The 24,121-nt window shown below is 36.7% G+C and carries 20 protein-coding genes; 11 read left to right on the forward strand and 9 right to left on the reverse strand.

Translation table 11 applies throughout. The features are described from left to right. Positions 1–81 precede the first annotated feature (81 nt). Positions 82–1,095, reverse strand: a complete 1,014-nt coding sequence (locus DRF61_RS12820) for a WD40/YVTN/BNR-like repeat-containing protein (protein WP_111957617.1) — start codon at positions 1,093–1,095, stop codon at positions 82–84. Positions 1,096–1,148: 53 nt separating this feature from the next. Continuing rightward, positions 1,149–2,693, reverse strand: a complete 1,545-nt coding sequence (locus tag DRF61_RS12825; protein WP_111957619.1) for an APC family permease — start codon at positions 2,691–2,693, stop codon at positions 1,149–1,151. A 166-nt stretch (positions 2,694–2,859) separates the two neighbouring features. Here DRF61_RS12825 and pnuC point away from each other — a divergent pair, with 166 nt between their 5' ends. From pnuC to DRF61_RS12850, 5 genes are all read left to right on the forward strand, one after another. After that, positions 2,860–3,537, forward strand: coding sequence for a nicotinamide riboside transporter PnuC (pnuC, locus tag DRF61_RS12830; RefSeq protein WP_111957621.1), 678 nt, complete (start codon positions 2,860–2,862; stop codon positions 3,535–3,537). Then, the gene (locus DRF61_RS12835; RefSeq protein WP_111957908.1) at positions 3,534–4,238 is read left to right on the forward strand and encodes a hypothetical protein; all 705 of its coding nucleotides are present in this window, start codon (positions 3,534–3,536) and stop codon (positions 4,236–4,238) included. Before pnuC ends, DRF61_RS12835 begins: the two co-directional genes overlap by 4 nt. Before the next feature lie 90 nt (positions 4,239–4,328). Beyond that, positions 4,329–5,096, forward strand: a complete 768-nt coding sequence (gene dapF, locus DRF61_RS12840) for a diaminopimelate epimerase (RefSeq protein WP_111957623.1) — start codon at positions 4,329–4,331, stop codon at positions 5,094–5,096. 30 nt (positions 5,097–5,126) lie between these two features. Further along, a complete protein-coding gene (gene mltG, locus DRF61_RS12845) occupies positions 5,127–6,152 on the forward strand; it encodes an endolytic transglycosylase MltG (protein WP_111957625.1) in 1,026 nt (341 codons plus the stop codon). A gap of 168 nt (positions 6,153–6,320) precedes the next feature. Further along, on the forward strand, positions 6,321–8,876 hold the full coding sequence (locus DRF61_RS12850) for a TonB-dependent receptor domain-containing protein (protein ID WP_111957627.1): 2,556 nt from the start codon (positions 6,321–6,323) through the stop codon (positions 8,874–8,876). Positions 8,877–8,915: 39 nt separating this feature from the next. On the opposite strand, the gene DRF61_RS12855 is transcribed toward DRF61_RS12850, so the two are convergent. From DRF61_RS12855 to DRF61_RS12870, 4 genes are all read right to left on the reverse strand, one after another. Next, positions 8,916–9,368, reverse strand: a complete 453-nt coding sequence (locus DRF61_RS12855; RefSeq protein WP_111957629.1) for an adenylyltransferase/cytidyltransferase family protein — start codon at positions 9,366–9,368, stop codon at positions 8,916–8,918. Between the two features lie 103 nt (positions 9,369–9,471). Further along, positions 9,472–10,491, reverse strand: coding sequence for a UDP-glucose 4-epimerase GalE (galE, locus tag DRF61_RS12860; RefSeq protein ID WP_111957631.1), 1,020 nt, complete (start codon positions 10,489–10,491; stop codon positions 9,472–9,474). Between the two features lie 21 nt (positions 10,492–10,512). Continuing rightward, positions 10,513–10,962 (reverse strand): hypothetical protein, encoded by a 450-nt coding sequence (locus tag DRF61_RS12865; protein WP_111957633.1) that lies wholly within the window; start codon positions 10,960–10,962, stop codon positions 10,513–10,515. 4 nt (positions 10,963–10,966) lie between these two features. After that, complete coding sequence (locus tag DRF61_RS12870) at positions 10,967–12,091, reverse strand: DegT/DnrJ/EryC1/StrS family aminotransferase (protein ID WP_111957635.1); 1,125 nt, start codon at positions 12,089–12,091, stop codon at positions 10,967–10,969. Positions 12,092–12,177: 86 nt separating this feature from the next. Between DRF61_RS12870 and DRF61_RS12875 the strand changes: the two genes are divergently transcribed. After that, positions 12,178–13,782, forward strand: a complete 1,605-nt coding sequence (locus tag DRF61_RS12875) for a S8/S53 family peptidase (protein WP_111957637.1) — start codon at positions 12,178–12,180, stop codon at positions 13,780–13,782. A gap of 310 nt (positions 13,783–14,092) precedes the next feature. On the opposite strand, the gene DRF61_RS12880 is transcribed toward DRF61_RS12875, so the two are convergent. Then, positions 14,093–16,627 carry a phosphoenolpyruvate carboxylase gene (locus DRF61_RS12880; protein WP_111957639.1) on the reverse strand — a complete coding sequence of 845 codons (2,535 nt, stop codon included), beginning with the start codon at positions 16,625–16,627 and terminating at the stop codon, positions 14,093–14,095. A 135-nt stretch (positions 16,628–16,762) separates the two neighbouring features. Here DRF61_RS12880 and DRF61_RS12885 point away from each other — a divergent pair, with 135 nt between their 5' ends. The 5 genes from DRF61_RS12885 (at position 16,763) to DRF61_RS12905 (ending at position 20,701) form a co-directional block, all read left to right on the forward strand. After that, positions 16,763–17,167, forward strand: a complete 405-nt coding sequence (locus DRF61_RS12885; RefSeq protein WP_111957641.1) for a hypothetical protein — start codon at positions 16,763–16,765, stop codon at positions 17,165–17,167. Positions 17,168–17,202: 35 nt separating this feature from the next. After that, positions 17,203–17,817, forward strand: a complete 615-nt coding sequence (locus tag DRF61_RS12890) for a hypothetical protein (protein ID WP_111957643.1) — start codon at positions 17,203–17,205, stop codon at positions 17,815–17,817. Positions 17,818–18,098: 281 nt separating this feature from the next. Beyond that, positions 18,099–19,262, forward strand: coding sequence for an iron-containing alcohol dehydrogenase (locus DRF61_RS12895; protein WP_111957645.1), 1,164 nt, complete (start codon positions 18,099–18,101; stop codon positions 19,260–19,262). A 253-nt stretch (positions 19,263–19,515) separates the two neighbouring features. Next, complete coding sequence (locus DRF61_RS12900; protein WP_111957647.1) at positions 19,516–19,977, forward strand: lipocalin family protein; 462 nt, start codon at positions 19,516–19,518, stop codon at positions 19,975–19,977. Between the two features lie 67 nt (positions 19,978–20,044). Further along, on the forward strand, positions 20,045–20,701 hold the full coding sequence (locus DRF61_RS12905) for a GDSL-type esterase/lipase family protein (protein ID WP_111957649.1): 657 nt from the start codon (positions 20,045–20,047) through the stop codon (positions 20,699–20,701). A gap of 40 nt (positions 20,702–20,741) precedes the next feature. Here DRF61_RS12905 and DRF61_RS12910 read toward each other — a convergent pair whose 3' ends face one another. Beyond that, entirely contained in the window at positions 20,742–22,103 is a 1,362-nt protein-coding gene (locus tag DRF61_RS12910; RefSeq protein WP_111957651.1) for a DEAD/DEAH box helicase, read from the reverse strand. Positions 22,104–22,305: 202 nt separating this feature from the next. Then, positions 22,306–23,955, reverse strand: coding sequence for an ABC1 kinase family protein (locus DRF61_RS12915; RefSeq protein ID WP_111957653.1), 1,650 nt, complete (start codon positions 23,953–23,955; stop codon positions 22,306–22,308). Positions 23,956–24,121 lie beyond the last annotated feature (166 nt).

Below are 24,121 nucleotides of genomic sequence, written 5' to 3' on the forward strand. Positions count from 1 at the left end.
TATTAGGCTGTATTTTATAATGAGTCTAAATATGATCGCTACTGGAATTCTTCAAATAATGATAAATTCTATCCCTAAGATTTAAAATTTTAATTTCATGACTGAGATTCTGTCTTTTCCTGCAAAAACAACGGTATTGCCCTCTAACCAGCTGCAGACAAAAAATCCTTTCTCATCAGAAATTTTTTTCCATGTTTTTCCGAAATCAGAAGAATAACTGATGTGCTTATCGCCTACAGCAATGATTTCTTTTCCTTTTGATCCCGGTTTAATTTTTACACAGGTCGTGTAGCCGGCATTCTTTCCGGAAGACTGTACCTGCCAGGTTTCCCCGCCATCATGGGTGGTGGCAATATTATTGATATTTGCGTCCTGTTTGGTATAATCTCCGCCTACTGCAATCCCGAATCGGTTATCATAAAAATCTATTGAATACATTCCCTGCGAAGATTCTCCCTGGATAAAAGGGGTTTCGAAAACCTGGATACTTTCTTTTTTCAAATCCATTCTTAAGATTCTTGATGCTTTTCCGCCAGTTGCAATCCACAGATATTTTTTTGTTGAAGCGATATTGGTATTGCTTGCTGCAAAAGCCGCTTCACCGCTGTTCAGTTTTATATCACTTTTGAACATTCTCCATTTTCCATTACTGTAGACAGCCAGTTTCAATAGATTATCCTTATCTGCATCACTGAAAGTATAAGCCATCTGATGATTCACGAAATGCAGAGCATCATAAAAAGCAGTTTTCACTGTATCAGTAAAGATAATTTCTGACTTCAGATCTTTTTTATCAATCTTAAAAAAATAGGCAGGACTTTCAATATTAATAGCATAAAAAGAACTCTTATCCTGTGCCAGCGTTCTAAACTGAAGCTTTTTATCCGATAGACCCAGCTGTTTTTGGTCTTTGTTATTTTTAAGATCAACAAAGCCAAACTTTGAATCTGTTCCGGTATACCAAACTTTATTATCATAAACTTCAAGAGCTCTTATGCTTATCTTGTCATTTAAAATAGTGGTAAAGCTTTCTATTTGCTGGGAAAACATAAATATCCCCAAGCATACCAATAAAATGGAAAAAGTTTTTTTCATAGAGACAAAAATAAAAAATCCACAGAATTCTGTGGATTTTAAGTTGATATTTTTTATAAATCTATATCAGGTTTTTCTAAAGGCTCCTGTTCTGCTTTAAAAGTTTCTCCAAAACCTCCATTCTGAAGCTTGGAATGCTTTTTACTGTACAGGAAATACACAAAGAATCCGATGATCAGCCATGCAAAAGAATACATCTGCGCTTCTTTGCTCAGGTTAAAGATCAGATAAACATTGATCGCGATACCTAAACAGGCAATAAGAGGTAAAGCCGGAACTTTAAAGTTTCTCTGTAAATTAGGCTCTTTCACTCTTAATACCCAAACTGCTACACATACCATTGTAAACGCGAACAAGGTTCCGAAACTGGTCATATGGGCAAGATCATTAATCGGTGTAAGAGAGGCAATAATAGCAATTACCACTCCTAAAATAAGAAGGTTTTTTGTAGGTACTCCAGTTTTAGGGTTTACTTTTGAAAAAGTAGCCGGGATCAATCCGTCTTTAGACATTCCAAGGAAAATTCTTGACTGTCCCATGATCATTACCATCAGTACAGAGATCAATCCTATTGTAGCAGCAATGGTAATAATGTAACCAGCCCATGCATATCCGGCAATATCAAATGCATATGCTACAGGTGCTTTGATCGCATCCGGATATTTACCCAACGGGTTAAAGTCTGTATAATGCATCATTCCTGTTAACACCAAAGAAACAAGGATATATAAAAGCGTACAGATGATCAACGAAGCGATGATTGCAAACGGTACGTCTTTTTTAGGGTTGATAGCTTCTCCCGCCTGTGTGGAAACGGCATCGAAACCTACATATGCAAAGAAAATAGCTGATGCTCCCGCAACCACACCTGCCAGACCGTAAGCGGAATGCGAGACTCCATTTTCGGTAATAGTGGTTGGATCAGGAATAAAAGGAACCCAGTTTTTAAAAGGTTCAGCTGAATTTAAAATAATAAATGCTCCTGCAACGATTACAAAAATAATGGCAGAAACTTTAAGTATTACAATAAAGTTATTGGCTTTAGCAGCACCTTTTGTTCCTCTTACCAGAATAGAAATCACAAAGAAAACAATTAAAAATGCGGGCAAATTCATAGAAAATCCGGAGTTTCCTGCTGCAATATAAGTTTGTGGATCTGAGGTAAGATAAGCAGGAAGATGCAGCCCGAACATTTTGAGAAGTTTGGCAAAATATCCTGACCAGGATACGGCGACCGTCATAGATCCCATAGCGTATTCAAGTATCAGCCCCCATCCTATGATCCATGCAAAAATTTCTCCTACTGTACCATAAGCATAAGCATAAGCTGAACCTTCTACGGGAAGTATGGAAGCAAATTCTGCATAACAAAGTGCTGCAAATACGCAGGCGATTCCTGCAATTACGAATGAAAGTGCCAGTGCAGGCCCTGCATTATAATACGCACCTGTTCCTGTAAGTACAAAAATTCCTCCTCCAATGATTGCTCCGATTCCGATAGCAGTAAGGCTCCATTTTCCCAGAACGCGTTTCAGCTGACTCTTTTTGATATCAGCTTCATAAGCGCTCATTGGCTTCTTAACCCAAATTTTAGACATGTTTTTTTATTTAATTAAAGATTTACGAAAATATAAAAAAATTACAAACCTTAACGTTTATTAATAAACTTTCGTAATTTATTTTAAATAAAAATATTTAAAAAACTGATTTACACATTATTTAATTTATTTTCAAAAGTGCTAATTTTTGCTTATTTTTGATCGCATGAATTTATATGATCTTTTTGTAAAGCCGTATGAAAACTACAGTGGTCTACAAATTCTGCTGGAAGCCACCGGTACATTTTTCGGAATTTTGAGCGTCTATTTTTCAATAAAAAAGAATATCTGGGTATACCCTACCGGCATTATTTCTACGCTGATATACGTTTATATTCTGTTTAATTTTGGTCTTCTGGGAGATTGCATGATTAATGTGTATTATACCGCAATGAGTATTTACGGCTGGATTCTTTGGTCGAAAAATTCTGAAGACCATATTCATGTAGAGGTAAGCTGGGCAACAAAAAAAGAGAGATTATTCGCAGGAGTGCTTTTTGTATTAAGCATGGCACTGGTTACCCTTATTTATTATTACAAACCTTATATCGACAATCAATTTTCTATGGAGGGTACTCATTTAGGATTGTATCATCTGGATTGGGCGAATTGGCTGGATGTGATCACCACCTCTATATTTTTAGTAGGTATGTGGTTCATGGCCAGACAACGCATTGAGAACTGGATTTTCTGGATCATCGGAGATTTTATTTGTATCCCTATGATGATTTTTAAGGAACTTGGTATCACTTCGGTTCAATATTTGGTATTTACTATAATGGCTATCTTAGGATACCTTAATTGGAAAAAAAGTTTAAAAGAAAAAAGTACAATAAAGTCATGAAAAATTTATTTAAAATAGCATTCAGTATCGTAGCTATAAGCAGTTTAACATCGTGTTTGGCGTATAGTGACGGATATGCAAACAATGGCGGATACGGAGATCCGTATTATAATAACGGATATTACTATGCACCTTCCGGATATTACGGAAACGGCGGTTATTATGGAAATGACGGCTATTATTACAGAAACGATGTCAATTATTATTATGATAACGGTGTTCCTTATTATTACTATAATTCAGGGGACAGCAGAAGAAAAGTATACGTTGAAAGAAGAACTACGGTAACTTCACAGAGACCAAATAACGGATTCCAGAATACCCGTACTAATACTAACAACGGAGGTAATTATAATAATAACGGTTTCAATAACAACAGAGGAACCAGCACAAGAAATAACAGCAGTAATAACGGATTCAGAAATTCGAATAACAGCAATTCTAATAATAACCAAAGACCACAGAGCAACCAAAATAACGGAGGCTTTAGAAATTCAGGCGGAAATTCTCAGAACAATCAGAGAAGCCAGAATAGCCAAAGCAGTGGTGGGTTCAGAAATACACAACAGTACAACCAGAACCAGAACAGCACCAGAACAGAGTCTTCCGGTGGGTTCAGAGGAAGTACAAGCACCCAGGGTAACACTCAGCAAAGCAGCGGTTCTACGAGACAGCAGTCAAGCGGAGGTGGATTTAGATAAAACGATTATAAATAAGAAAACGGACAGCTAACACTGTTCGTTTTTCATTTTAAATATATTAATTTTGCTCGTTAATTTTAGACTAAAAATATGGAATTTTATAAATATCAAGGGACTGGAAATGATTTTGTCATGATTGATAACCGAGATCTACAGTTCCCTAAAGAGAAAGATCTTATTGAAAAACTATGTGACAGACGTTTCGGAATTGGTGGCGATGGGCTTATCCTCTTGGAAAATGATGATGCCTATGATTTCAAAATGGTCTATTATAATTCTGACGGTGGCGAGAGCACCATGTGTGGAAATGGCGGAAGATGCCTGGTAGCATTTGCTTTCTTTCTGGATATTTTTGAAGATAAATGTAAATTCATTGCAACAGATGGTGAACATGAAGCAGAGATCCATAACGGTATCATTAAATTAAAGATGATTGACGTGGATACCATCTCCGGCGATGGTGAAGACGCCGTGATGAATACAGGGTCGCCTCATTATGTAAAATATGTAGAAGATCTGGTGAACTACAATGTTTTTGCAGAAGGACACGGCATCAGAAACTCGGAAAATTATAAGGAAAAAGGCATCAATGTGAATTTTGTAGAAAAAATTACTGATGATGAAATTTTCGTAAGAACCTATGAACGAGGCGTTGAGGATGAAACTTACAGCTGCGGAACAGGAGTTACAGCTTCTGCTTTAACTTTTCTGCAAAAAAACAATCTAATTTCCGTAAAAGTTAAAACTTTAGGAGGAAATCTTAAGGTTCATGCTGAAAAAAACGGAAATTCATTCCAAAACATTTGGCTTGAAGGTCCCGCAAAGCAAGTTTTTAGAGGTAAAATAGATCTTATTTAAAAACTAAACTTTTTAATCAAATTTTTAATAATGAAAAAAACTGTTCTCATTATCGCTCTCATTATTGTAGGAGCGGCAGGATTTTTTGGTTTGAGATTTTATAATAAATATTATGGAAACAACGTAGAGAAAGACGGATATGTTCTGATTCCCCATAAAGCGGATTTCAAGCAGATTCTTGATTCTGTGGGTCCATATGTAAAAGATAAGGAAGCTTTTGAAGCGGTTGCCAGGGATAAAGATCTTGATAAGTTTTTTAAACCGGGGCGCTATCATTTCCAGTCAGGAGCAGGAAATACCAACCTTGTGAACATGATTAAAGCAGGAAATCAGTCTGAAAACAGTTTCAGGATCGGTGATTTTGGAGATATGTACCAGATGATAGGAAAGGTTACAAAAAAAACGGAGCTGGACTCTTTACATTTTGTAAACGACCTGGATAAAGTAGCAGCAGAAAAGGGGTACAAAAATGCAGAAGATTTAAAAAAATATTTTTTCATTGATACCTATAATTTTTTCTGGACGGTAAGCCCGAGAGAATTTTTCAAAAAGTTTGATGAACAGTACAATGAATTCTGGACAGCTGAGAGAAAAAACAAGGAACAGCAATCCGGCCTGACGAGAGATCAGATCTATGCGCTGGCCTCTATCGTTTATAAAGAGTCAGGCGGGAAAAAGGATGAAATGAAAACAATTGCAGGATTATATCTGAACCGCTATAGAAAAGGAATGAAGCTACAGTCTGATCCTACGGTGATCTATGCAATTAACAAACAGACCAATTTTAAAGATCCGATCAAAAGAGTACTTTATAAACATTTGTCTACGCCATCACCATACAATACCTATGCAAATGCAGGAATTCCTCCAGGGCCTATCTGCGTGGTAGATAAAAGCTCTGTAGATGCGGTTTTGAATGCAGAAAACAACAATTATATATTTATGTGTGCTGACCCTGCAAGATTTGGCTATCATAAATTTACAGCAAGCGCTGAAGAGCATGCCATCAATGCGAAAGCTTATCAGGACTGGCTGAATTCAAAAAATATAAAATAAAAGATAAATTTAACTTTTATTAACAATATGATAATTAACTTTTAACACTTCTATACGACTTATACATCTATAAATAATACATAAATCGTAATATCTGGAATCAGAACCAATTAATGATTTCACAATATTAAGACTTATACTTTTACGATTTTACACAAAAAATACCTTATGAATCAGACGGAAATTGTCAACATTTTCACAAAAAAAACGCTAGCGCTTACTTTTGTACTTTCGGCAGCTGCCATGGCATTTGCCCAGGAAAAAGCAGGAGTTACGGGAATGATTGTCAACAAAAACAACCAGCCGGTTCCTTACGCTTCTGTGACGTTCAGCAATAAAGCGAACAAAACATTAAGCGATGCTGTATTGACCGATGAAAAAGGACAGTACAAGCTGGAACTGGCTCCTGGAAATTACGACATTACAGTAGAAGCCATCGACTACAAGAAAAGTGTGGTCAATAAAAGCATTGCAGGTCCCGGAAATATTGGAGCTTTATCCATTCAGCCGGAAGCAGCAACAACTCTGGATGGCAAAACCCAGGAAATACAAGGCGTGGTGATCACTGCAGCGGCAACAAAACCTTATAAAGTGGAGCTTGACAAAAGGACTTACGATCCTTCCCAGGATATTGTAAGCAAGGGAGGAAATCTTCAGGATGTGCTTTCCAATGTTCCTTCCGTTTCCGTGGATACTGATGGTACTGTTTCGATGAGAGGAAGCTCCAATGTAAAGTTCCTGATCAACGGGAAGCCTTCTGCCCTTCTTGGGATAGATGATGGTGCCAATGCACTTCAGAGTATTCCTGCAGACCAGATCGAGAAAATTGAAGTAATCACCAATCCTTCTTCTAAGTTCGAGGCTAGCGGTACAGCGGGTATTTTGAATATTATTTTAAAGAAAAGCAAGAAGACCGGTTTTAATGGTAGTGTTATCGGGGCTCTAGGTTATCTTCCCCAAACCAGCCTTAATGCGAATCTTAACTGGAGAAAAGGAAATTTTACATGGTTTCTAAATGGCGGCGGAGGTTACAGAGAATCAAAAAATACCAGTAGAAATGATGATTATTTTAACAATGCTGTATTAAAGGATGATTTGGTACAAAGAAATACCGATTCTGAAACTAAAAGTAAAAATAACAACTATAACGCTTCTGCAGGTATCGTTTATGACATTTCCGAAAAAACCTCAGTAAACGCATCCGGAACCGTAAGAACTTTTGACAGTGAAAATTTCGGAAATATTGATTATCGCTACACTCCTCTTACAAATCCTTTTTATACATCAAACAGAAGTACTTTCGGAACAAATAACAACCTCGCTTTTCAAGGTGATTTCGGACTAGATCATAAATTTGATGATAAAGGACAAAATTTATCATTATCATTAAGTTTACAGAGAAGCCGATCATACAACGATACTAATATTGATGATACTAATGATAATCTGAAAAATATCATTAATCAAAATACCATCAACAGATCTGTTATTGGTAAGGCTGATTATGAGTTGCCTATTGGTGAATATTCAAAATTAGAAGCAGGATATAGAATTGATATCAATACCAATGATTATAGTAATGATGTTCGTGAGAGCACGACAACAAAGCCATTAGATTTCCTTAAGCCATATACTTATGATGCAACATATAAGGAGACTTTCAATGCTTTTTATTTACAGTTCAAAAGTAAAATCGGAAAATTAGGTTATCAGGTGGGTGTAAGAGATGAATTGTCGAATGTAGACATTAATTACCTAAGCCTTGACCCCAAGAAAAATGTACCTGCAACTACTAAAAATTACAATAACTTATTCCCAAGCGTCTATTTAAGTTATGAATTCGCTAAGGATAATCAGTTGCTATTAAACTACACAAGAAGAATAGACCGCCCAAGATCATTCTTTATGATTCCTAACCCAAGTTATAATGATAACCAAAATATTTTTGACGGAAACATTGATCTTAATCCATCATATGTAGATTCTTTTGAATTTGGGTACAGCATTTCAAAAAAGAAATTCACAATTAACCCTACGCTGTATTACAGACATCAGACTGATGATACAAAAATGTTAGTGTATAATATTTTGGCTACAGATGAAAATGGGGCTATTATTGATCCAAAGCGTATAGAATCTCACACAAAACCACTTAATCTTGGTACAGATGACCGTTTCGGTTTAGATTTAAACTTCAACTGGGATGCAACAAGCTGGTTGAAATTTTTAGGAAATGTAGATATGTTTGGTTACAATACAAAAGGCAGCACTCTATATGACACCTTTGATAAAGATGGAAACCCTATTCAGGCTGTTGCTGATTTTAATGGCAAAGGTTTTTCAACAAGAGCGAGACTTTCTTCAACAATTAAAGTGGATAAAACATTCAGTTTCCAACTACAAGGATTCTATAGAGGAGGCCAGAAAACGGCTTACCAGGATAGAAAAGATATGTATGCCATCAGCTTCGGTGCATCTAAAACAATTTGGAAAGGTGACGGAACTTTAGCGTTTAACGTTCAGGATATTTTCAATACCAGAGCGATGAGATCTACAACATATACAGCAAACAGCGTAAGAGATTCTTATATGCAATGGCAGCCGAGACAGTTCTCAGTTTCCCTGACCTACAGGTTCAAACAGGGTGAGAAGGTAGAACAGCCTAAAAGGAAAAAAGATATCAATTCCAATGCAGCTGGCGACGATCAGCAAGCTCCAATGTAATACACAAAAAATCCCGAAAAATATTTTTCGGGATTTTTTTTATTTTACGGTTTCAGGGTGTTCGGATTTTTCCTTTTCAGCTTCATAAATTCTTCTTCTAAGGTCGCTGGTGGAAAACCTGTGATCTCTTTTATTATAAAAGATCTCAATTCCTTTCTCTTCACAATACTTTTTACCGGTGAAATCCCTGTCCATATAATCATCACCAATAATTCTTACATCAATAACAAAAGATTTTAAAATATCTTCAAGATCTTCTTCTGTGTAATATGGGATAATTTCGTCAACAGCATTTACAGCCTTTAACTGAATATATCTTTCTACAATGGTCTGACTCGGTCTGTTCTTATTAGGACGGTCGTGGGAAGGGTCTATCTGCAGCCCTACAATTAAATAATCGCATACTGTTTTAGCTTCTTCAAGCATTTTAATGTGACCGGCATGCAGCAGATCGAATGAGGAAAATGTAATACCTATTTTTTGTGTTTTCATAATAAGTTCAATTAAAATTCCGCTACAACAATTATTCTTTTAGCCAATAAAAGACCAATATTGAGGGAAGGGTTTTATAATTTGTTTTATCTTTTAAATTTAATTAAACAGCTCTTGAGTCAAGATACTGCTGCCATTTCCAGACTGTTCTTAAAGATTCCTCTAATGAAGTTTCGGACTTCCAATGAAGTTTTTTTTCAGCCTTATCCGCATTAGCATAAGCAATGGTAATATCCCCTTCTCTCCTGGCGCAGATCTGGTAAGGGACTTTCACGTCATTAGCCGTTTCAAATGCTTTCAAAACTTCCAGAACAGATGATCCTTTTCCTGTTCCCAGGTTAAATATATCAATTACTGTTTCTTCACTGCTCTGTAACAAGCTCTTAAGTGCACTTACATGAGCTTTAGCTAGGTCGACAACATAAATATAATCACGAACCGCAGTTCCGTCTTCCGTATCATAGTCATCACCCCAGATATTCAGCTTCTCGCGGATTCCTGCAGCAGTTTGGGTAACATATGGAATCAAATTATTAGGAACTCCCAATGGAAGTTCTCCTAATTTTCCAGACGGGTGAGCTCCGATTGGATTAAAATATCTTAAAAGAGAAATCCTTCTGTTATAAGCTTTCGCAAAATCAATCAGAATTTCTTCTCCCATCTGTTTTGTTTTACCATAAACGCTTTCAGGCATTTTCAATGGTGTATTTTCATCAATCGGCATTTTCTCTGCCTGTCCGTACACCGTGCATGAAGAGCTGAAAATAAAATTTGAAATTCCTCTTTCCTTGAATTCCTGAAGAATGTTAATGAGTGTGAATAAGTTATTTTCATAATAATCCACAGGCTTTACCTGGCTTTCCCCCACCGCTTTGGAAGCTGCAAAATTGATGCATCCTTCAATTGGGTGAGCATCAAATACCTGAGTAAGGAGCTCTCTCCTCTTTAAATCGAAAGGATAAAAAACGGGCTTCTTACCTGTAATTTCTTCGATATTTTTTAAAATAAATCTTTCGGAATTGGATAAATCATCTACAATAACAACATCAAAGCCATTATTGATGAGTTCTACTACCGTGTGGGAACCTATATATCCTAATCCTCCTGTAACAAGTATTGCCATTTTTTTTGTTTAATATTTTTTTTAATCGTTGTGTTTTCCTATGTTTTCTATTTCGCTTTTTGCCGGAATATGTTTAAAATAATTTATAAGTACAACTGGACCTACAACAAATAATAAATTTGAAAAAACATATAAAAATAAATATGTTGCAGGACTGGTAGTCCTTTGATATTTAACATAAAAAATTATTGCATGAAAAATAATCATTAAGAATAAAGAGATGTTTAAATAGAAAAACATTTTCCTAGATTCTTTAAATATACTCACAAATGTAACAGTTAATAATGGAAGTATTAAAAAATATAATGCATAAATAGGTATTTTAAATGCAGTATACTCTTCTGCCAATCCATATCCTCTTAAAAAAATTTTAAACATATTATATGCAAAAAATATCATCCAGCAAAGGACAAAAATAATTGCAAAAAAATAAGCAAACTTATTTTTAAGTATTCTTTCATCGTGAAGCATAGTCTTACTTCATAAACTCCAACACAGCATCAGAAATATACTTCAGCTGCTCTTCATCCAGTTCCGTATGCATCGGAAGAGAAATTACCTGGTCCAAAAGCTTATCTGTATTCACAAAATCTGCATCATTGCTTTCCTGATAATAAGCTTTCTGCTTTCTTAAGGCTACCGGATAATAGATCATCGCAGGAATTTCTTTTTCAGTCAGGAATTTTTGTAGCTCGTTACGTTTTCCGTTCAGAATTCTTAAAGTATACTGGTGAAATACATGAGTAGAATATTCCGCCCTTTTTGGAGTTAAAATATTTTCGTTTCCTGCAAAAGCTTCGTCATAATAATCAGCTGCTTTTCTTCTCGCGTCATTGTAAGAATCAAGATTCGGAAGTTTTTTTCTCAAAACTGCAGCCTGAATACTGTCCAATCTGGAATTCACACCTACTTCATCATGATAATACCTCTCGTACATTCCGTGATTAACAATTCCTCTTAAACGGTGTGCCAGTTCATCATTATTGGTAAAAATAGCTCCACCATCACCATAACAGCCTAAGTTTTTAGAAGGGAAAAAAGAAGTAGTTCCCACAGTTGCCATAGTTCCTGCATATTTTTCAGTACCGTCAGAGAATGTATATTGAGCCCCTATAGCCTGTGCATTGTCTTCAATGACATAAAGATTATGTTCTTCGGCAATTTTTAAGATTTCCTCCATATTGGCACACTGCCCGAAGATATGCACCGGGATAATTGCCTTTGTTCTTGGCGTAATTGCTTTTTTAATTTCTTCTGTAGAAATAGTGAATGTATCGTAATCTACATCTACCAGCACTGATTTCAGTTTAAGCAGATGAATAACTTCTACTGTAGCAGCAAAAGTGAAATCTGCAGTGATCACTTCATCCCCTTCTTTCAGGTCTAAAGCCATCAGCGCAATCTGCAAAGCATCCGTTCCGTTAGCACACGGGATCACATGCTTTACATCTAAATAAGATTCCAATTCATTCTGGAAAGACTTTACTTCAGGGCCGTTGATAAAAGCCGCAGAATCCATTACATTTAAAACCGCATTGTCTACATCATTCTTTATTTTGTAATACTGACTTTGCAAGTCAACCATCTGAATTTTTTTCATAAATAAATATTTGTGTAAAAATAAGGAATTTAAAATCCTATCAAAAATTTTATTGATTTTGTTTTATCTTTATAAAAAATAACTTCATGAAAAAACTTTTACTCTTTTGTCTTTTAGTAGGTTACTCTATCGTAAATGCGCAGACAGAGCTTGTTTTTGTTTATTTTACGGGCAAACCGAATAAAGCTGCTTTTTATGCAAATCCTCTTTCAGAACTGACACAAAAATCCCTTAACAGACGTACTTCTCTGGGCATTCCGTTAAATGATCAGGATGCCCCGATTGAACAGTCTTATATCCAGAATCTTCAGAACCTCGGTTTTACGGTTACAGATTATTCCAAATGGCTTAACGGAGCGGCTGTAAATGCAACTCCGACACAAATAACAACTTTACAGGCCCAACCCTATGTATCGTCAGTAGGACGCTTTGCAAGAAACACCGGTTCTGTTCCTAAAACAGCACATCAGGATAAATGGAATTTTTCTTCTGAGACTCAAAAGACCCTGACTGTTTTTGATTATGGTTCGGGTTCTGCACAGATCGACCAGATCAATATAAGACCCCTTCACCTTGCCGGATTTACAGGAACAGGAGTTTCCATTGCAGTTATCGATGCAGGCTTTCCTTATGTAGATACCGGTTCTGCCTTTGAAAGATTAAGGAATAATAATCATATTAAAGCTGTTTACGATTTTGTAACCAAAACAAGCAACGTATACAACCCTTCTGTCAGCAATCACGGATCTGCTGTGCTGGGAGCCATCGGAGGCTATATCGAAAACACTTTTGTAGGTTCTGCTCCGGATGCCGATTTCTATCTTTACCGCAGCGAAAATGCGGTTGGTGAAATTCCGGAAGAGGAATTATACTGGATAGAAGCAGCCGAAGAAGCAGACAGAAAAGGGGTCGATATTATTACGTCTTCTCTTGGATATAATGTTTTTGATGATTCCCGGTACAGTTACAGCTACTCGGATATGAATGGAACGACTTCTTTCATCGCAAGAGCTGCTGAAATAGCTGCTAATAAAGGAATTTTCGTTCTTACAGCGGCAGGAAATTCAGGCCAGCAGCCATGGCATTATATTATGACTCCTGCAGACAATGCTAAGGTATTCAGCATAGGATCAGTAGATGATGCAGGAAGTTCTTCAGGATTTTCATCGTATGGCCCCAATACCATTGGTGTGGTAAAACCTGATGGAAGTGCAAGAGGAACCGCATCTGCTACAGTTAACAACAGTACTTTAGTTTCGGTAAGCGGAACTTCTATCGCAACGCCCATAGCTGCCGGTGGCGTGGCATGTTTCATCCAGGCTTTTCCTTCCATGAATAGGGAACTGATGAGAACCAAACTGAGAGAGACCGCTTCACTTTATCCGGCTCACACAGACCAGATGGGTTACGGTATTCTTAATTTTGGAAACCTTTATAATCAGGTATTAAATACTTCTGAAATGGTGAAGAAAGACAAGTTTGCCATTTTTCCGAATCCTGCTAAAAATATTTTGAATGTAGCTTCTGAAAGCGAAATCCTGTCGCTGGAAGTCTATGATAATTTAGGAAAGCTGATCAGAAAAAATAACAGTCAGAAATCTATAAAAGTGGAAGATTTTCCGAAAGGAACTTATTATCTGAAAATCCAGGCGAAGGATCAGCTTTTTTATGAGAAGTTTTTAAAGGAATAGTTATTTGATATTTCTAATCCTGAATTTATTTTCAACCACAAATAACATAAATGCTACAAGTTCAAATCAATGGAAAGGATTTGCCATTTCATTGTCACACTTAAAAAGTAAAATTATTAAGGCTGAAAGTACAAACTATTCCCTCAATAAACTACCAAAGATATATCCTTGTCAAGGTTTAAAACCTTGACAAGGATTAATTTTCAATAGAAAAGGGCTTTAGCCCGTTTCACTTTTATCACCAATCAAATTGGCTTTAGCCAAATGTTAAAACAACGCCTCTCAAATTGAGAGGCGTTAATATATTTAGTTAAGCTGAATTTCTGCTCGCGTTAATATTTCCGAATAATGATCTGGTCACCAGCTTTTCATAAGCTTCTTTATTTCCCTCTCCTTTCTGGATTTTCATCAGCGCATACTGCTGGATACTCAACAGCGGAAGTACGATCTTCTCACGGATTTTCACCGATTTTCTGGACAATGGATCTTCTTCCTGCAGCATTTTGAAGCCGGTAAGCTCAAGCATAATGTCTCTTGAAAGTATATATTCATCAAAAAGAACATTCCAAAATGCACCAAATTTTGGATTATTTTTAATGTAATACGTCAGCGGAAAATAAGATTTGTTCATACTCATCATCGAGTTCAGAACTAAAGTTTTGAAGAAATCCGAGCCTTTGTACAGTTCTTTCACTTCATCCAGCCTTCCTTGCTCTTTCATCTGCTGCATAGCAAACCCGAACCCAAAAAATCCGGGAACATTCTGCTTCAGCTGAGACCATGATCCCACAAATGGGATTGCCCTGAGGTCTTCAAATTTCAGTTCAGTGCCATTCCCTCTTTTGGACGGGCGGCTTCCGATATTTGTTTTACCGTAATATTCCAAAGTACTCATCTCCTGGAGATAAGGAACAAACATTGGGTGAGCTTTAAGGTCTGAATATTTTTTGTAACTGATATCGGCAAGCTCGGCGATCAGTTTTCTTTCTTTTTCTGTAAGATCTTTTTTGGAGTTTTTAAAGACATCATTTTCAACTCCGGCAGTAAGAAGCTGCTCAAAATTGTATTTGGCCTGTTCTTTATTTCCGAAAATACTGGTGATCGTCTGTCCCTGGATGGTCAGTTCAATTTTATTGTTGGCAATCGTATTTCCCTGTGATGCATAAAAATCATGGGTCTTCCCTCCTCCTCTTGCCGGCGGACCGCCTCTGCCGTCGAAAAACACTACTTTAATTCCATTCTGAACGGAAAGTTTAGTTAAAACTTCTTTCGCCTTATAAATTTCCCAGTTGGCTTTCAGATATCCGCCATCTTTTGTTCCGTCTGAAAAACCAAGCATAATAGTCTGTTGATTTCCTCTGCTTTCAAGATGTTTTTTATAAACAGGGTTCTGATAAAGCTCTTTCATGACATTTTCGGAATTGGCAAGGCCTTCCATGGTTTCAAAAAGCGGAACAATATCCATTTTGATCTCTTCATCCTGATATCCGCAGATTTTAAAGAATGCATACACATTCATCACATCTTTTACGGCATCGGAATTCGAAATAATATAGCGGTTCATTCCCCTTTGCCCATTAAGATCCTGAATCTCGGAAACCTGTGAAACTGTTAGTAAGGTATCTTTAACGATATCTTCAAACTGATCTGCATTAACTTTATGATTAAGCTGGATCAGCTTATCGAATTTTTCTTCTTCACTAGCTTCAATATTACCATAAACTTTTGCAAAAACCTCATCAATAACTTTCTGATGGATCCTGCTGTCCTGGCGAACATCCAACGTTGCAAAATGAGTTCCGAAAATTTTCACACGGTCTCTGAAATTCGCCAGCAGGTCTAAAAACAGGGAATTGTGCTCCTTCACCAGTATTTTTTCAGCTTCGTCTGCTTTTTTCAGAATATCCTCTGCTGTAATTATATTTCCATTGAAGATCGCTCCATACAGCTCATCGCTTAATTTTGTCAATACTTCAGAAACTCCTCTGAAGCTTAACCTTCTTCTTATAAATTTTAAATGACTGTAATAAGATTTCAGAATTGCGGAACGGAGCTCTTCTGCTACTCTTTTGGTAACATCAGCGGTTACAAACGGGTTTCCGTCCCTGTCTCCACCCGGCCAGAAGCCAAGCTGAATAAGATCTTCGTGAAGATGGAAATGACCGTTTCCAAACGTTTTTTTGATTTTGGTAAACAGCTCTCCGATCGTATCGTAATAAACATATCTTAAATAAGAAATAATGCTAAGCGCTTCATCAATTGGAGTCGGCTTTTCTTTATTAACGAAAGGCGTTTTTCCCAACTGCTGCAAAAGCATATCAATCTGGGTAACGGAATCACTGGTAATAGCTCCCCGTAAATCCTGGATAATCCTCTGTACCGAACTTGGATAAAACTGGGTCGGGTGCGCTGTAAAAACTACTTTTACCGTAAAATCCTTCAGTTTTTCACGGACTTTTTCAAGTTTATGGTCCTGGTATGAACGTTCAAACAGATTAGTTACTGTTCCGCTGTCGCTTTCAGAATGGAGGTTTGGAAATGCAGCATCTTCTATACTATCAAACAAAACTACCTGTCTTTCTATGTACTGTATGATCTTAAAAAGCAGTTCTATTTTCTGCTCTTCTGTTTGAAGATCTGTATGGTTTTTAAAGAATTCTTCGACAATTTCCTCAGGGGTTTTGCCTTCTTCATATCCGTTTCGGCTTTCCTCATAAAGGAAGGGAAGAAGCATCCCGATATTGGTCATTTTATCATAAGGCAGGCTCATAAATAATGAATTGTAGATCTGGAATTTATTCTCCACGATCTGCCTGAATTTTTCTGCTCGTTGGTCGTGTATCATATAACAAATGTAATGGATTTTGGTTTTAAATTAATTGACAAATGACAAAAAATACTGCTACAGGAACAAAATTATTTTTTGACTACAACTGTTTAATGATTAATTTTACTTTTCACAGAAATTAATCAAGATCCCATGAAAAATATATTCATATTCCTCTTAATGGCTTTTATTTTCACAGGCTGTGGTGAAGATTGCTATAATGCCCCGCAGACGATTGCTTTTAAATTCGTTGATTCTAATGATGAAAATCTAATCACGAACGGAACACTTATTGCCTATTCGATAAAGGACGAAAATCAGGTTGGAATACAATTGACCAAAACATCCGACGATATGATTATTTTAGAAAATGTGGGTGCTTATAATGGGACAAAAAATTATACTTTCCAATCTAATGTTAAAGCTTTTGACTTTTCAATACAGTCTTCAGAATTTAAAGGGGGTTGTGACGGGTATCAGATCAATAAATTAACATTTACCGGTGTAGGTATTGATGTAACAGACGAAAAAGGATATTATAAAATTGTACTTCAATAGATTAAATAGCCTTAATATTATTAAGAATAATAAGTATGAAAATTATTTCGATTGTCTCTTTTCTGATTCCGGGTTTATTACTTTCCCAAAATACAGTTCCCTCCGATTTCAAAAAAATTCCTGATATTCTGGACACCGCTGAATATTTATATCCGTTCATTGTTCCGGACAAAGACTATGGCTACTGGAGGGTACTTACCAATGATCCTGATCCGGAAAAAGCTGTGATCTACGAAAGCCAGATGCCGGATTTCATGACCATTAATGAGTCTCTTCCTGAGAGAGGTTTTTTCCAGAAATGCATTGGTGAAAAATGTTTCACATATATTCTTGCCTGCAAAAAAGATCGGTCCGTGTATTTCTCTAATGAACAGCAACTGAGAGATTTCATCGGAACGGTTGACAATCTTCCGGAAGCTATTTTATTGGTCCAAACTTATGGTTTTAAAGTAGATACAAGCGATAAATTGGGTGGCTCCTATAAGATTGAGGACAAGCATATTTATCTGTATGCTTCAAAGTCTAAAGGATATCCGGAAATGAAAGAATCTTACTTTATAAAGATCAACAGAAAAACCGGAAAACTGGAATCTACAAGTAAAGGTGTCTATTTTAAAAGTGAGAATTGTAATCAACCCATTTCTCAGTAGAAGTAAGAAAGTAATATCAATATATTTTATATTTAAAATTCCCGCTGATTAAGCAGATTGTGCAGATTTTTTTATGCTATAGCTTGGATGAAATCAACTTTGTGGATTCCTGCTTTGCAACCTCAAATTATATAAACTCTGCATTAAATCATAACCAAGATCTTTCAGAGCAGGTAAAATTTATATTGTTATTATAAAAGACTTCGATAGGAATTTTAAAATTTCATTAACTTAGTTTTCAACTTGCATTGCTTAAATTTGGATCAAATAAATTTAGAACAATGCTTAATTTCGAATTTAAAAATCCTACAAAAATACTTTTTGGAAAAGGCGAGATCGCTAAAATTTCACGTGAAGTTCCAAAAGATGCCAAAATATTAATGATCTATGGAGGCGGAAGCATCAAAAACAATGGTGTTTACGATCAGGTAAAGGAAGCTCTGAAAGATCATGATTTATATGAATTCGGAGGTGTACCTGCCAATCCGGAATATGAAGTACTGATTAATGCTTTAAGCTTTATCAAAGAAAAAAATATCAACTACCTTCTTGCTGTAGGCGGTGGATCTGTTATTGACGGAACTAAATTCCTTTCTGCCGCTGCCAACTATACAGGCGAACCTTGGGAAATCCTTAAAAATTCAGTGAGAACATTTGAAGGGGAAGGAATGCCTTTCGGAAGTATTCTTACATTGCCGGCAACAGGCTCTGAAATGAATTCGGGCTATGTCATTTCAAGAAGAGAAACTAATGAGAAATTATCTTCCGGTGGTCCTGGGCTTTTCCCACAGTTTTCAGTACTGGATCCTGAAGTAATCAGAACAATTCCTAAAAACCAGATTGTGAACGGAATTACCGATGCTTACACCCACGTTCTGGAGCAGTATATGACAGCCCCTTCTTCTGCTGATCTTCAGGAAAGAATTGCAGAAAGCATTCTCATCAGTCTTCAGGAAACGGCTCCAAAAGTTCTGGCTGATGATTTTGATTATGATGCTGCCGGAAACTTTATGTGGTGCTGTACGATGGCTCTGAACGGACTTATCCAGAAAGGGGTAATCACGGACTGGGCTGTACATGCCATGGGACATGAACTGACTGCTTATTTCGGGATCGATCATGCAAGAACTTTAGCCGTTATTGCACCTTCCCATTACCGTTATAATTTTGAAACGAAAAAAGGAAAGCTGGCACAGTATGCTGAAAGAGTTTGGGGAATTAAAGACGGAACCTTAGAGGAAAAAGCAGAACTTGGAATCAAAAAAATGGAAGAATTTTTCCACAGCCTGAATATCAAAACAAAGCTTTCGGAATATACAGAAGATTACAAAGGTACTGCTGAAAGAGTGGAAAAAGCTTTTACAGACAGAAGCTGGTCCGGGCTTGGTGAGTACAAGAAACTGACCCCTCAGGATGCTTATAAGATTGTTGAGATGAGTTATTAGATTTCGGAGTGATAGATTGAAGGTTTGAGAATAAATGAGTGCAGATACGAGTTGCTGTCGATTGAGCGTCTGATATATGATCAAAGACGGAATTTTCGAACCATGATTAGTTTCTGCAACCTAAAATCTTCATATTTAGCCTCCTCTTCTATAAAAAAAACGGTTATTTATAAACATTCGTTTAAAAAAGCTTGATTTCATTATAGATATTTCAAATTTATTTATATTTTAGCGTATTCTTAAATTTGTGAAAATGAAAAAACAGCTACTTTTATTTGCCTTTTCAGCTTTGGCGCTAACTTCATGTAAAGATGACAATATTGAAGCCTATGAATTAGAAATGATGAGCGGAGACTGGAAGGTAAGCAAAATAGAAATTATTTCCGGAAAAGACAATAAAACAGTACTTCAGACAGACACTCCGTCTGACTGTCAAGCTAAAGATATTCTGCACTTCAGAAGTGATTATTATACCAGCTATACGTATTACTCTGCCATCGGGCTTGAATGCCAGATAAGCGGAAAAACCGAAGGAAAGTTTACGTATACAGAAGAATCTAAGCTGATGAGCATTAAAAATGATAATGATACCGAAAGATGGTACAGAGTGGAAGTCCTTACAAGCCAGGATCTGAAACTGGCCCAACTGTTTGGGACCTTTGATCAGAACGGTGACGGTACGGATGATCTCACTTATGTGACCTATAAAAGATAAACACAGACTCTCGATTTTATCGGGAGTTTTTTATTACATTTATCAGATATTTTAAAAATTGATTGCAATGAAGAAGATTCTTTCAGTATTTCTACTGCTGTATTTTGCCTTGTCCTTCTCACAGGAAAAAAAGCCGATGTTCTGGCAGGACATTCAGAATTTCAAAAAAGCGGACCAGGAAAATCCTCCGCCAAAAGATGCCATCCTTCTGATAGGAAGCTCTTCTTTTACAAAATGGACAGATGTTGCCAGCTATTTTCCTGACAAAACAATTATTAACAGAGGCTTTGGAGGTTCAAGAATGACGGACCTGAATGATTTTTCCGACGATCTACTGAGCCCTTATCAGCCTAAACAGATCATCATCTACTGCGGTGATAATGATTTTGCAGACAACCATAACCTGAAAGCTAAAGTTGTGGTGAAAAGGTTTAAAACGTTCTATAAAAAGATCCGTGAAAGATTTCCGGATATTGAAGTGGACTATATTTCCATAAAATATTCGCCGAGCCGCGAAATGTTGTGGCCACAGATGAAAGAAACGAATAAAAAGATTGCCGCTTTCATGAAAAAAGAACCTAATGCAGAATTCATCGATATTACTAAAGCCATGGAAGATTCTAATGGAAATGTAAGAAGAGATCTTTTCGTTGAAGACATGCTTCACATCACCCCGGAAGGCTATGAAATCTGGGCGAGGGTGATGAAACCTTATATGAAATAATACCTGTTATAAACAAAAAAATCCCTTAACGGGATTTTTTTTATTTCTTTTTCTTGGATTTCGATACAGATATCGATTTCTGCTGGGCTCTGTTAGCTCCAAATTTCTTCGGCGCTTTCCTTTTGGAAGGTCCTCCCCAGTTTTCTTTTTTGTTTTTATCCTTTTTCTCGTGAAATGCTCCTCCTCCTTCATACAGTTTTACCTGCGCAGGATTTTTCATGATGATCACATCTTCTTCGGAAGCAATTTTCTTAGGATTGATTTTCACCTCTGCAGGGAAATCATTGAACTTAAGATCTTTATCCATTAAGAGCTCAATGTCAAGAACATAAGCTTCTTCTTTTTTAGTCACGAAAGTAATTGCCTTACCGTCTTTATCTGCTCTACCCGTTCTTCCTATTCTGTGGATATACTGCTCAGGAATTTCAGGTGTTTCAAAGTTGATAACGTGGGTAATATCCGAAATATCCAGACCTCTGGCCATTACATCAGTGGTAATCAATCCTCTGATCTCTTCGTTTTCAAATCTTTTCATGGCCTTAAGCCTGTAGTTCTGAGATTTGTTTGAGTGGATCACATCAAACTGCTCAGGGAAAAGTTCATCAATTTTAGCAAACAGAAGATCAGAGTTCTTCTTATTATTAGTGAAAATCAATACCTTGGACATTTCATCTTCATTATTTTTCAGTAAATGTTCAAGAAGATTGATCTTTGTATTAAAGTTTTCCACTTTGTAACCGGTCTGCTCAATTTTTTCAAGAGGCGTCCCTGATTTGGCCAATGAAATTTCTACCGGACTGGCAAAATACTGATCCAGCATTTCATCTACCGCTTCCGTCATGGTGGCCGAGAAAAGAATGTTCTGTCTCTTCGGCTTCATCATTTCGAAAATATGGGTAAGCTGTGGCCTGAAACCTAAGTTCAGCATCTCATCAAACTCATCAATGATCAGCTTCTGAACTTCTCTCAATGAAATTGCATTGTCAATAGCAAGGTCCATTACCCTTCCCGGAGTTCCTACTAAAATATCGCATCCGTTATTAAATAAAAGTTTCTGCGTATTGATATTTTTTCCTCCGTATATTCCGATTACCCTTGCGGTAATATTTTCTGTCAGTTTCTCAACAATTTCAGCTACCTGTACCACCAATTCTCTTGTAGGAACAAGAATCAAAACAGTAGGATTCCCTGTTTTGTTGTATTTCCATGTTTTAAGAACGGGCAGAAGATAGGCCAATGTTTTCCCGGTTCCGGTCTGTGCGATCCCCATCACATCTCTTCCGGAAAGTATAGGGCCAATGCTCTTTTCCTGAATAGGTGTAGGTTCGAATAGTTCCAGATCCGCTAAAACATCAAGAATTTTAACCGGCAGGTCAAAATCCGCAAAAGTGAGTTTTTCCATGGTGCAAAGATAGGTATTTAAATTTAGAGGTTGAGCGTGGGTTGGAGAGTTTGAGGGTAACAGGGTTTGAGGATAGTTTATGGGTGCGGGTTTCGGGTTCCAGGATAAAGGGTGCAGAGCTTAGGTTAATAAATGATGAATTATAACTTCATCACTAATTTCTAACATGAACCTCAAAACTCGTATCCCGAAACCCTGTTTCTTATTTTCTCGTCACTCTCAGTAAAATCACTAAAACCAATATAACAGAAAAAACAAAGCCTAAAACTGCAACTAAAGACATTTCACCGATCCGTGGACCTGATTCTGAAACAAAAACAATAGCTGTGGCAATAATATTGGCCCCCAGAACCATAGCTAAAATTAAATTGACAATACTGGATTTAATTAGTTGATTGGTTTTTTCAATATTTTTAATTTCGCTGGATACGGTGAATTTATTATCATCGAGCTTCTGAAGCACAGATCTCAGCTCTTTAGGAATTTCATCTACATTATCTGTGAAATTCATCATCCGGTCCATCCCGGTTTTTAAAAGATTTTTTGGCTTGATCTTTTTCGTCAGGATTTTTCTGGTATAAGGATGCAAACTCTTCACAATATCCAGATCGGGATTGATTGTTCTTCCGACACCTTCTATTAAACTAATCCCTTTAAACAGAAGATAAAAATAGTCCGGCATGTAAAGCCTGTTATCCTTCAGAATATCCTTCATTTTATTGATGATCACCTGAACATTAATATCCTGCAGCGATGAGCTGTGAACAAAATTTAAAATATCTTCTACGTCATTTTCAAACCTTCTTTCATCAGGAATTTCGTAGCTGACTGCCATTTTTTTGAGATAGCGGACAATTTTATGTGGATTTTTAGCCACAAAACTTACAATCAGACTTTCAAGAATTTCCTTATCATTAGGCTGGATTTTTCCTACTGCACCGAAATCTATAAAAACAATTTTGCCATCCTTTTTTACCAAAATATTACCGGCATGCGGATCAGCATGGAAAAATCCGTAATCCAGAATCTGGGAAACAAACAACCTCAAACCTACTTCGGATACTTTTACAGGATCGATATTATGGGCTAAAAGAGAAGCTTTGTCGGTTACCTTAATCCCGTCAATAAACTCCATGCATAGAATATTGTTGTTGGAATATTCTTCATAGATCTTCGGAACATATGTTTCCTTATTATTCTTAAAATTCCGGACAAAATGCAGAATATTTTCTTTTTCGTTGATCAGAGAAACTTCTTCCAGTAAAGATTTCTCAAAAGTAGAGATCGCCTGTTTCAGATTGAGCTTTTCTCCAATTTCAGAATAAGCAGAAACCAGCTTTTCCAGATCTTTTATGAGAAGCAGATCATCTTCAATAACGGTCTGTACATCAGCTTTTTTGAGTTTGAGAATCACAGGACTTCCATCCATCAAAACCGCTTTATAAACCTGTGCAATAGATGCTGTGGCTAAAGGTTCTTTCTGGATTTCCTGAAAATGATCTTTAACAGATATATTGAATTCATTTTCCAGAATTTCCTCTACATCCATATCCACCGTATCCACCTTGTCCTGAAGTCTCTGCAACTCCTGGATGAGCTCAGGCGGAAGCAGATCTTCCCTGTTGCTGAAGGTCTGACCAAGCTTTACAAATGTAGGTCCAAGCTCTTCCAGTACCAGTCTGATCCTCTCATATACTGTCCCTTTAGAAATGACCTCATCCGGATCAACAGAAACCGGTTCCTGCTTATTTCCTGTATTCATCCTTGCCAGCATATCTTTAAACCCGTATTTACTGAGTACGGAAATAAGCCTGGCTGATCTTTTCAGTTTTCGTTGCTGCTTGTCAAACATATATTTCTAAATAGTTGGTGCAAATTACTCCAAAAATTGTTCCTATTGCTATTTTAATTTTTATCTGAGCGGCAAATCGTAGGGTTAAACAGATAAACTCTCTTTTAAATTAAGTTACCGTTTAAGCACTGTTCAGCCAAATGGCATTTTGCATCGAACAAATTTT

The sequence above is a fragment of the Chryseobacterium lathyri genome (genome assembly GCF_003290185.1).
Taxonomy (GTDB): Bacteria; Bacteroidota; Bacteroidia; order Flavobacteriales; family Weeksellaceae; genus Chryseobacterium; species Chryseobacterium lathyri.

Bases quoted from the DNA above. Each gene is read 5' to 3' on its own strand.
- DRF61_RS12820 (WP_111957617.1), bottom strand. From the start codon at position 1,095: ATGAAAAAAACTTTTTCCATTTTATTGGTATGCTTGGGGATATTTATG.
- DRF61_RS12825 (WP_111957619.1), bottom strand. From the start codon at position 2,693: ATGTCTAAAATTTGGGTTAAGAAGCCAATGAGCGCTTATGAAGCTGAT.
- pnuC (WP_111957621.1), top strand. From the start codon at position 2,860: ATGAATTTATATGATCTTTTTGTAAAGCCGTATGAAAACTACAGTGGT.
- DRF61_RS12835 (WP_111957908.1), top strand. From the start codon at position 3,534: ATGAAAAATTTATTTAAAATAGCATTCAGTATCGTAGCTATAAGCAGT.
- dapF (WP_111957623.1), top strand. From the start codon at position 4,329: ATGGAATTTTATAAATATCAAGGGACTGGAAATGATTTTGTCATGATT.
- mltG (WP_111957625.1), top strand. From the start codon at position 5,127: ATGAAAAAAACTGTTCTCATTATCGCTCTCATTATTGTAGGAGCGGCA.
- DRF61_RS12850 (WP_111957627.1), top strand. From the start codon at position 6,321: ATGAATCAGACGGAAATTGTCAACATTTTCACAAAAAAAACGCTAGCG.
- DRF61_RS12855 (WP_111957629.1), bottom strand. From the start codon at position 9,368: ATGAAAACACAAAAAATAGGTATTACATTTTCCTCATTCGATCTGCTG.
- galE (WP_111957631.1), bottom strand. From the start codon at position 10,491: ATGGCAATACTTGTTACAGGAGGATTAGGATATATAGGTTCCCACACG.
- DRF61_RS12865 (WP_111957633.1), bottom strand. From the start codon at position 10,962: ATGCTTCACGATGAAAGAATACTTAAAAATAAGTTTGCTTATTTTTTT.
- DRF61_RS12870 (WP_111957635.1), bottom strand. From the start codon at position 12,091: ATGAAAAAAATTCAGATGGTTGACTTGCAAAGTCAGTATTACAAAATA.
- DRF61_RS12875 (WP_111957637.1), top strand. From the start codon at position 12,178: ATGAAAAAACTTTTACTCTTTTGTCTTTTAGTAGGTTACTCTATCGTA.
- DRF61_RS12880 (WP_111957639.1), bottom strand. From the start codon at position 16,627: ATGATACACGACCAACGAGCAGAAAAATTCAGGCAGATCGTGGAGAAT.
- DRF61_RS12885 (WP_111957641.1), top strand. From the start codon at position 16,763: ATGAAAAATATATTCATATTCCTCTTAATGGCTTTTATTTTCACAGGC.
- DRF61_RS12890 (WP_111957643.1), top strand. From the start codon at position 17,203: ATGAAAATTATTTCGATTGTCTCTTTTCTGATTCCGGGTTTATTACTT.
- DRF61_RS12895 (WP_111957645.1), top strand. From the start codon at position 18,099: ATGCTTAATTTCGAATTTAAAAATCCTACAAAAATACTTTTTGGAAAA.
- DRF61_RS12900 (WP_111957647.1), top strand. From the start codon at position 19,516: ATGAAAAAACAGCTACTTTTATTTGCCTTTTCAGCTTTGGCGCTAACT.
- DRF61_RS12905 (WP_111957649.1), top strand. From the start codon at position 20,045: ATGAAGAAGATTCTTTCAGTATTTCTACTGCTGTATTTTGCCTTGTCC.
- DRF61_RS12910 (WP_111957651.1), bottom strand. From the start codon at position 22,103: ATGGAAAAACTCACTTTTGCGGATTTTGACCTGCCGGTTAAAATTCTT.
- DRF61_RS12915 (WP_111957653.1), bottom strand. From the start codon at position 23,955: ATGTTTGACAAGCAGCAACGAAAACTGAAAAGATCAGCCAGGCTTATT.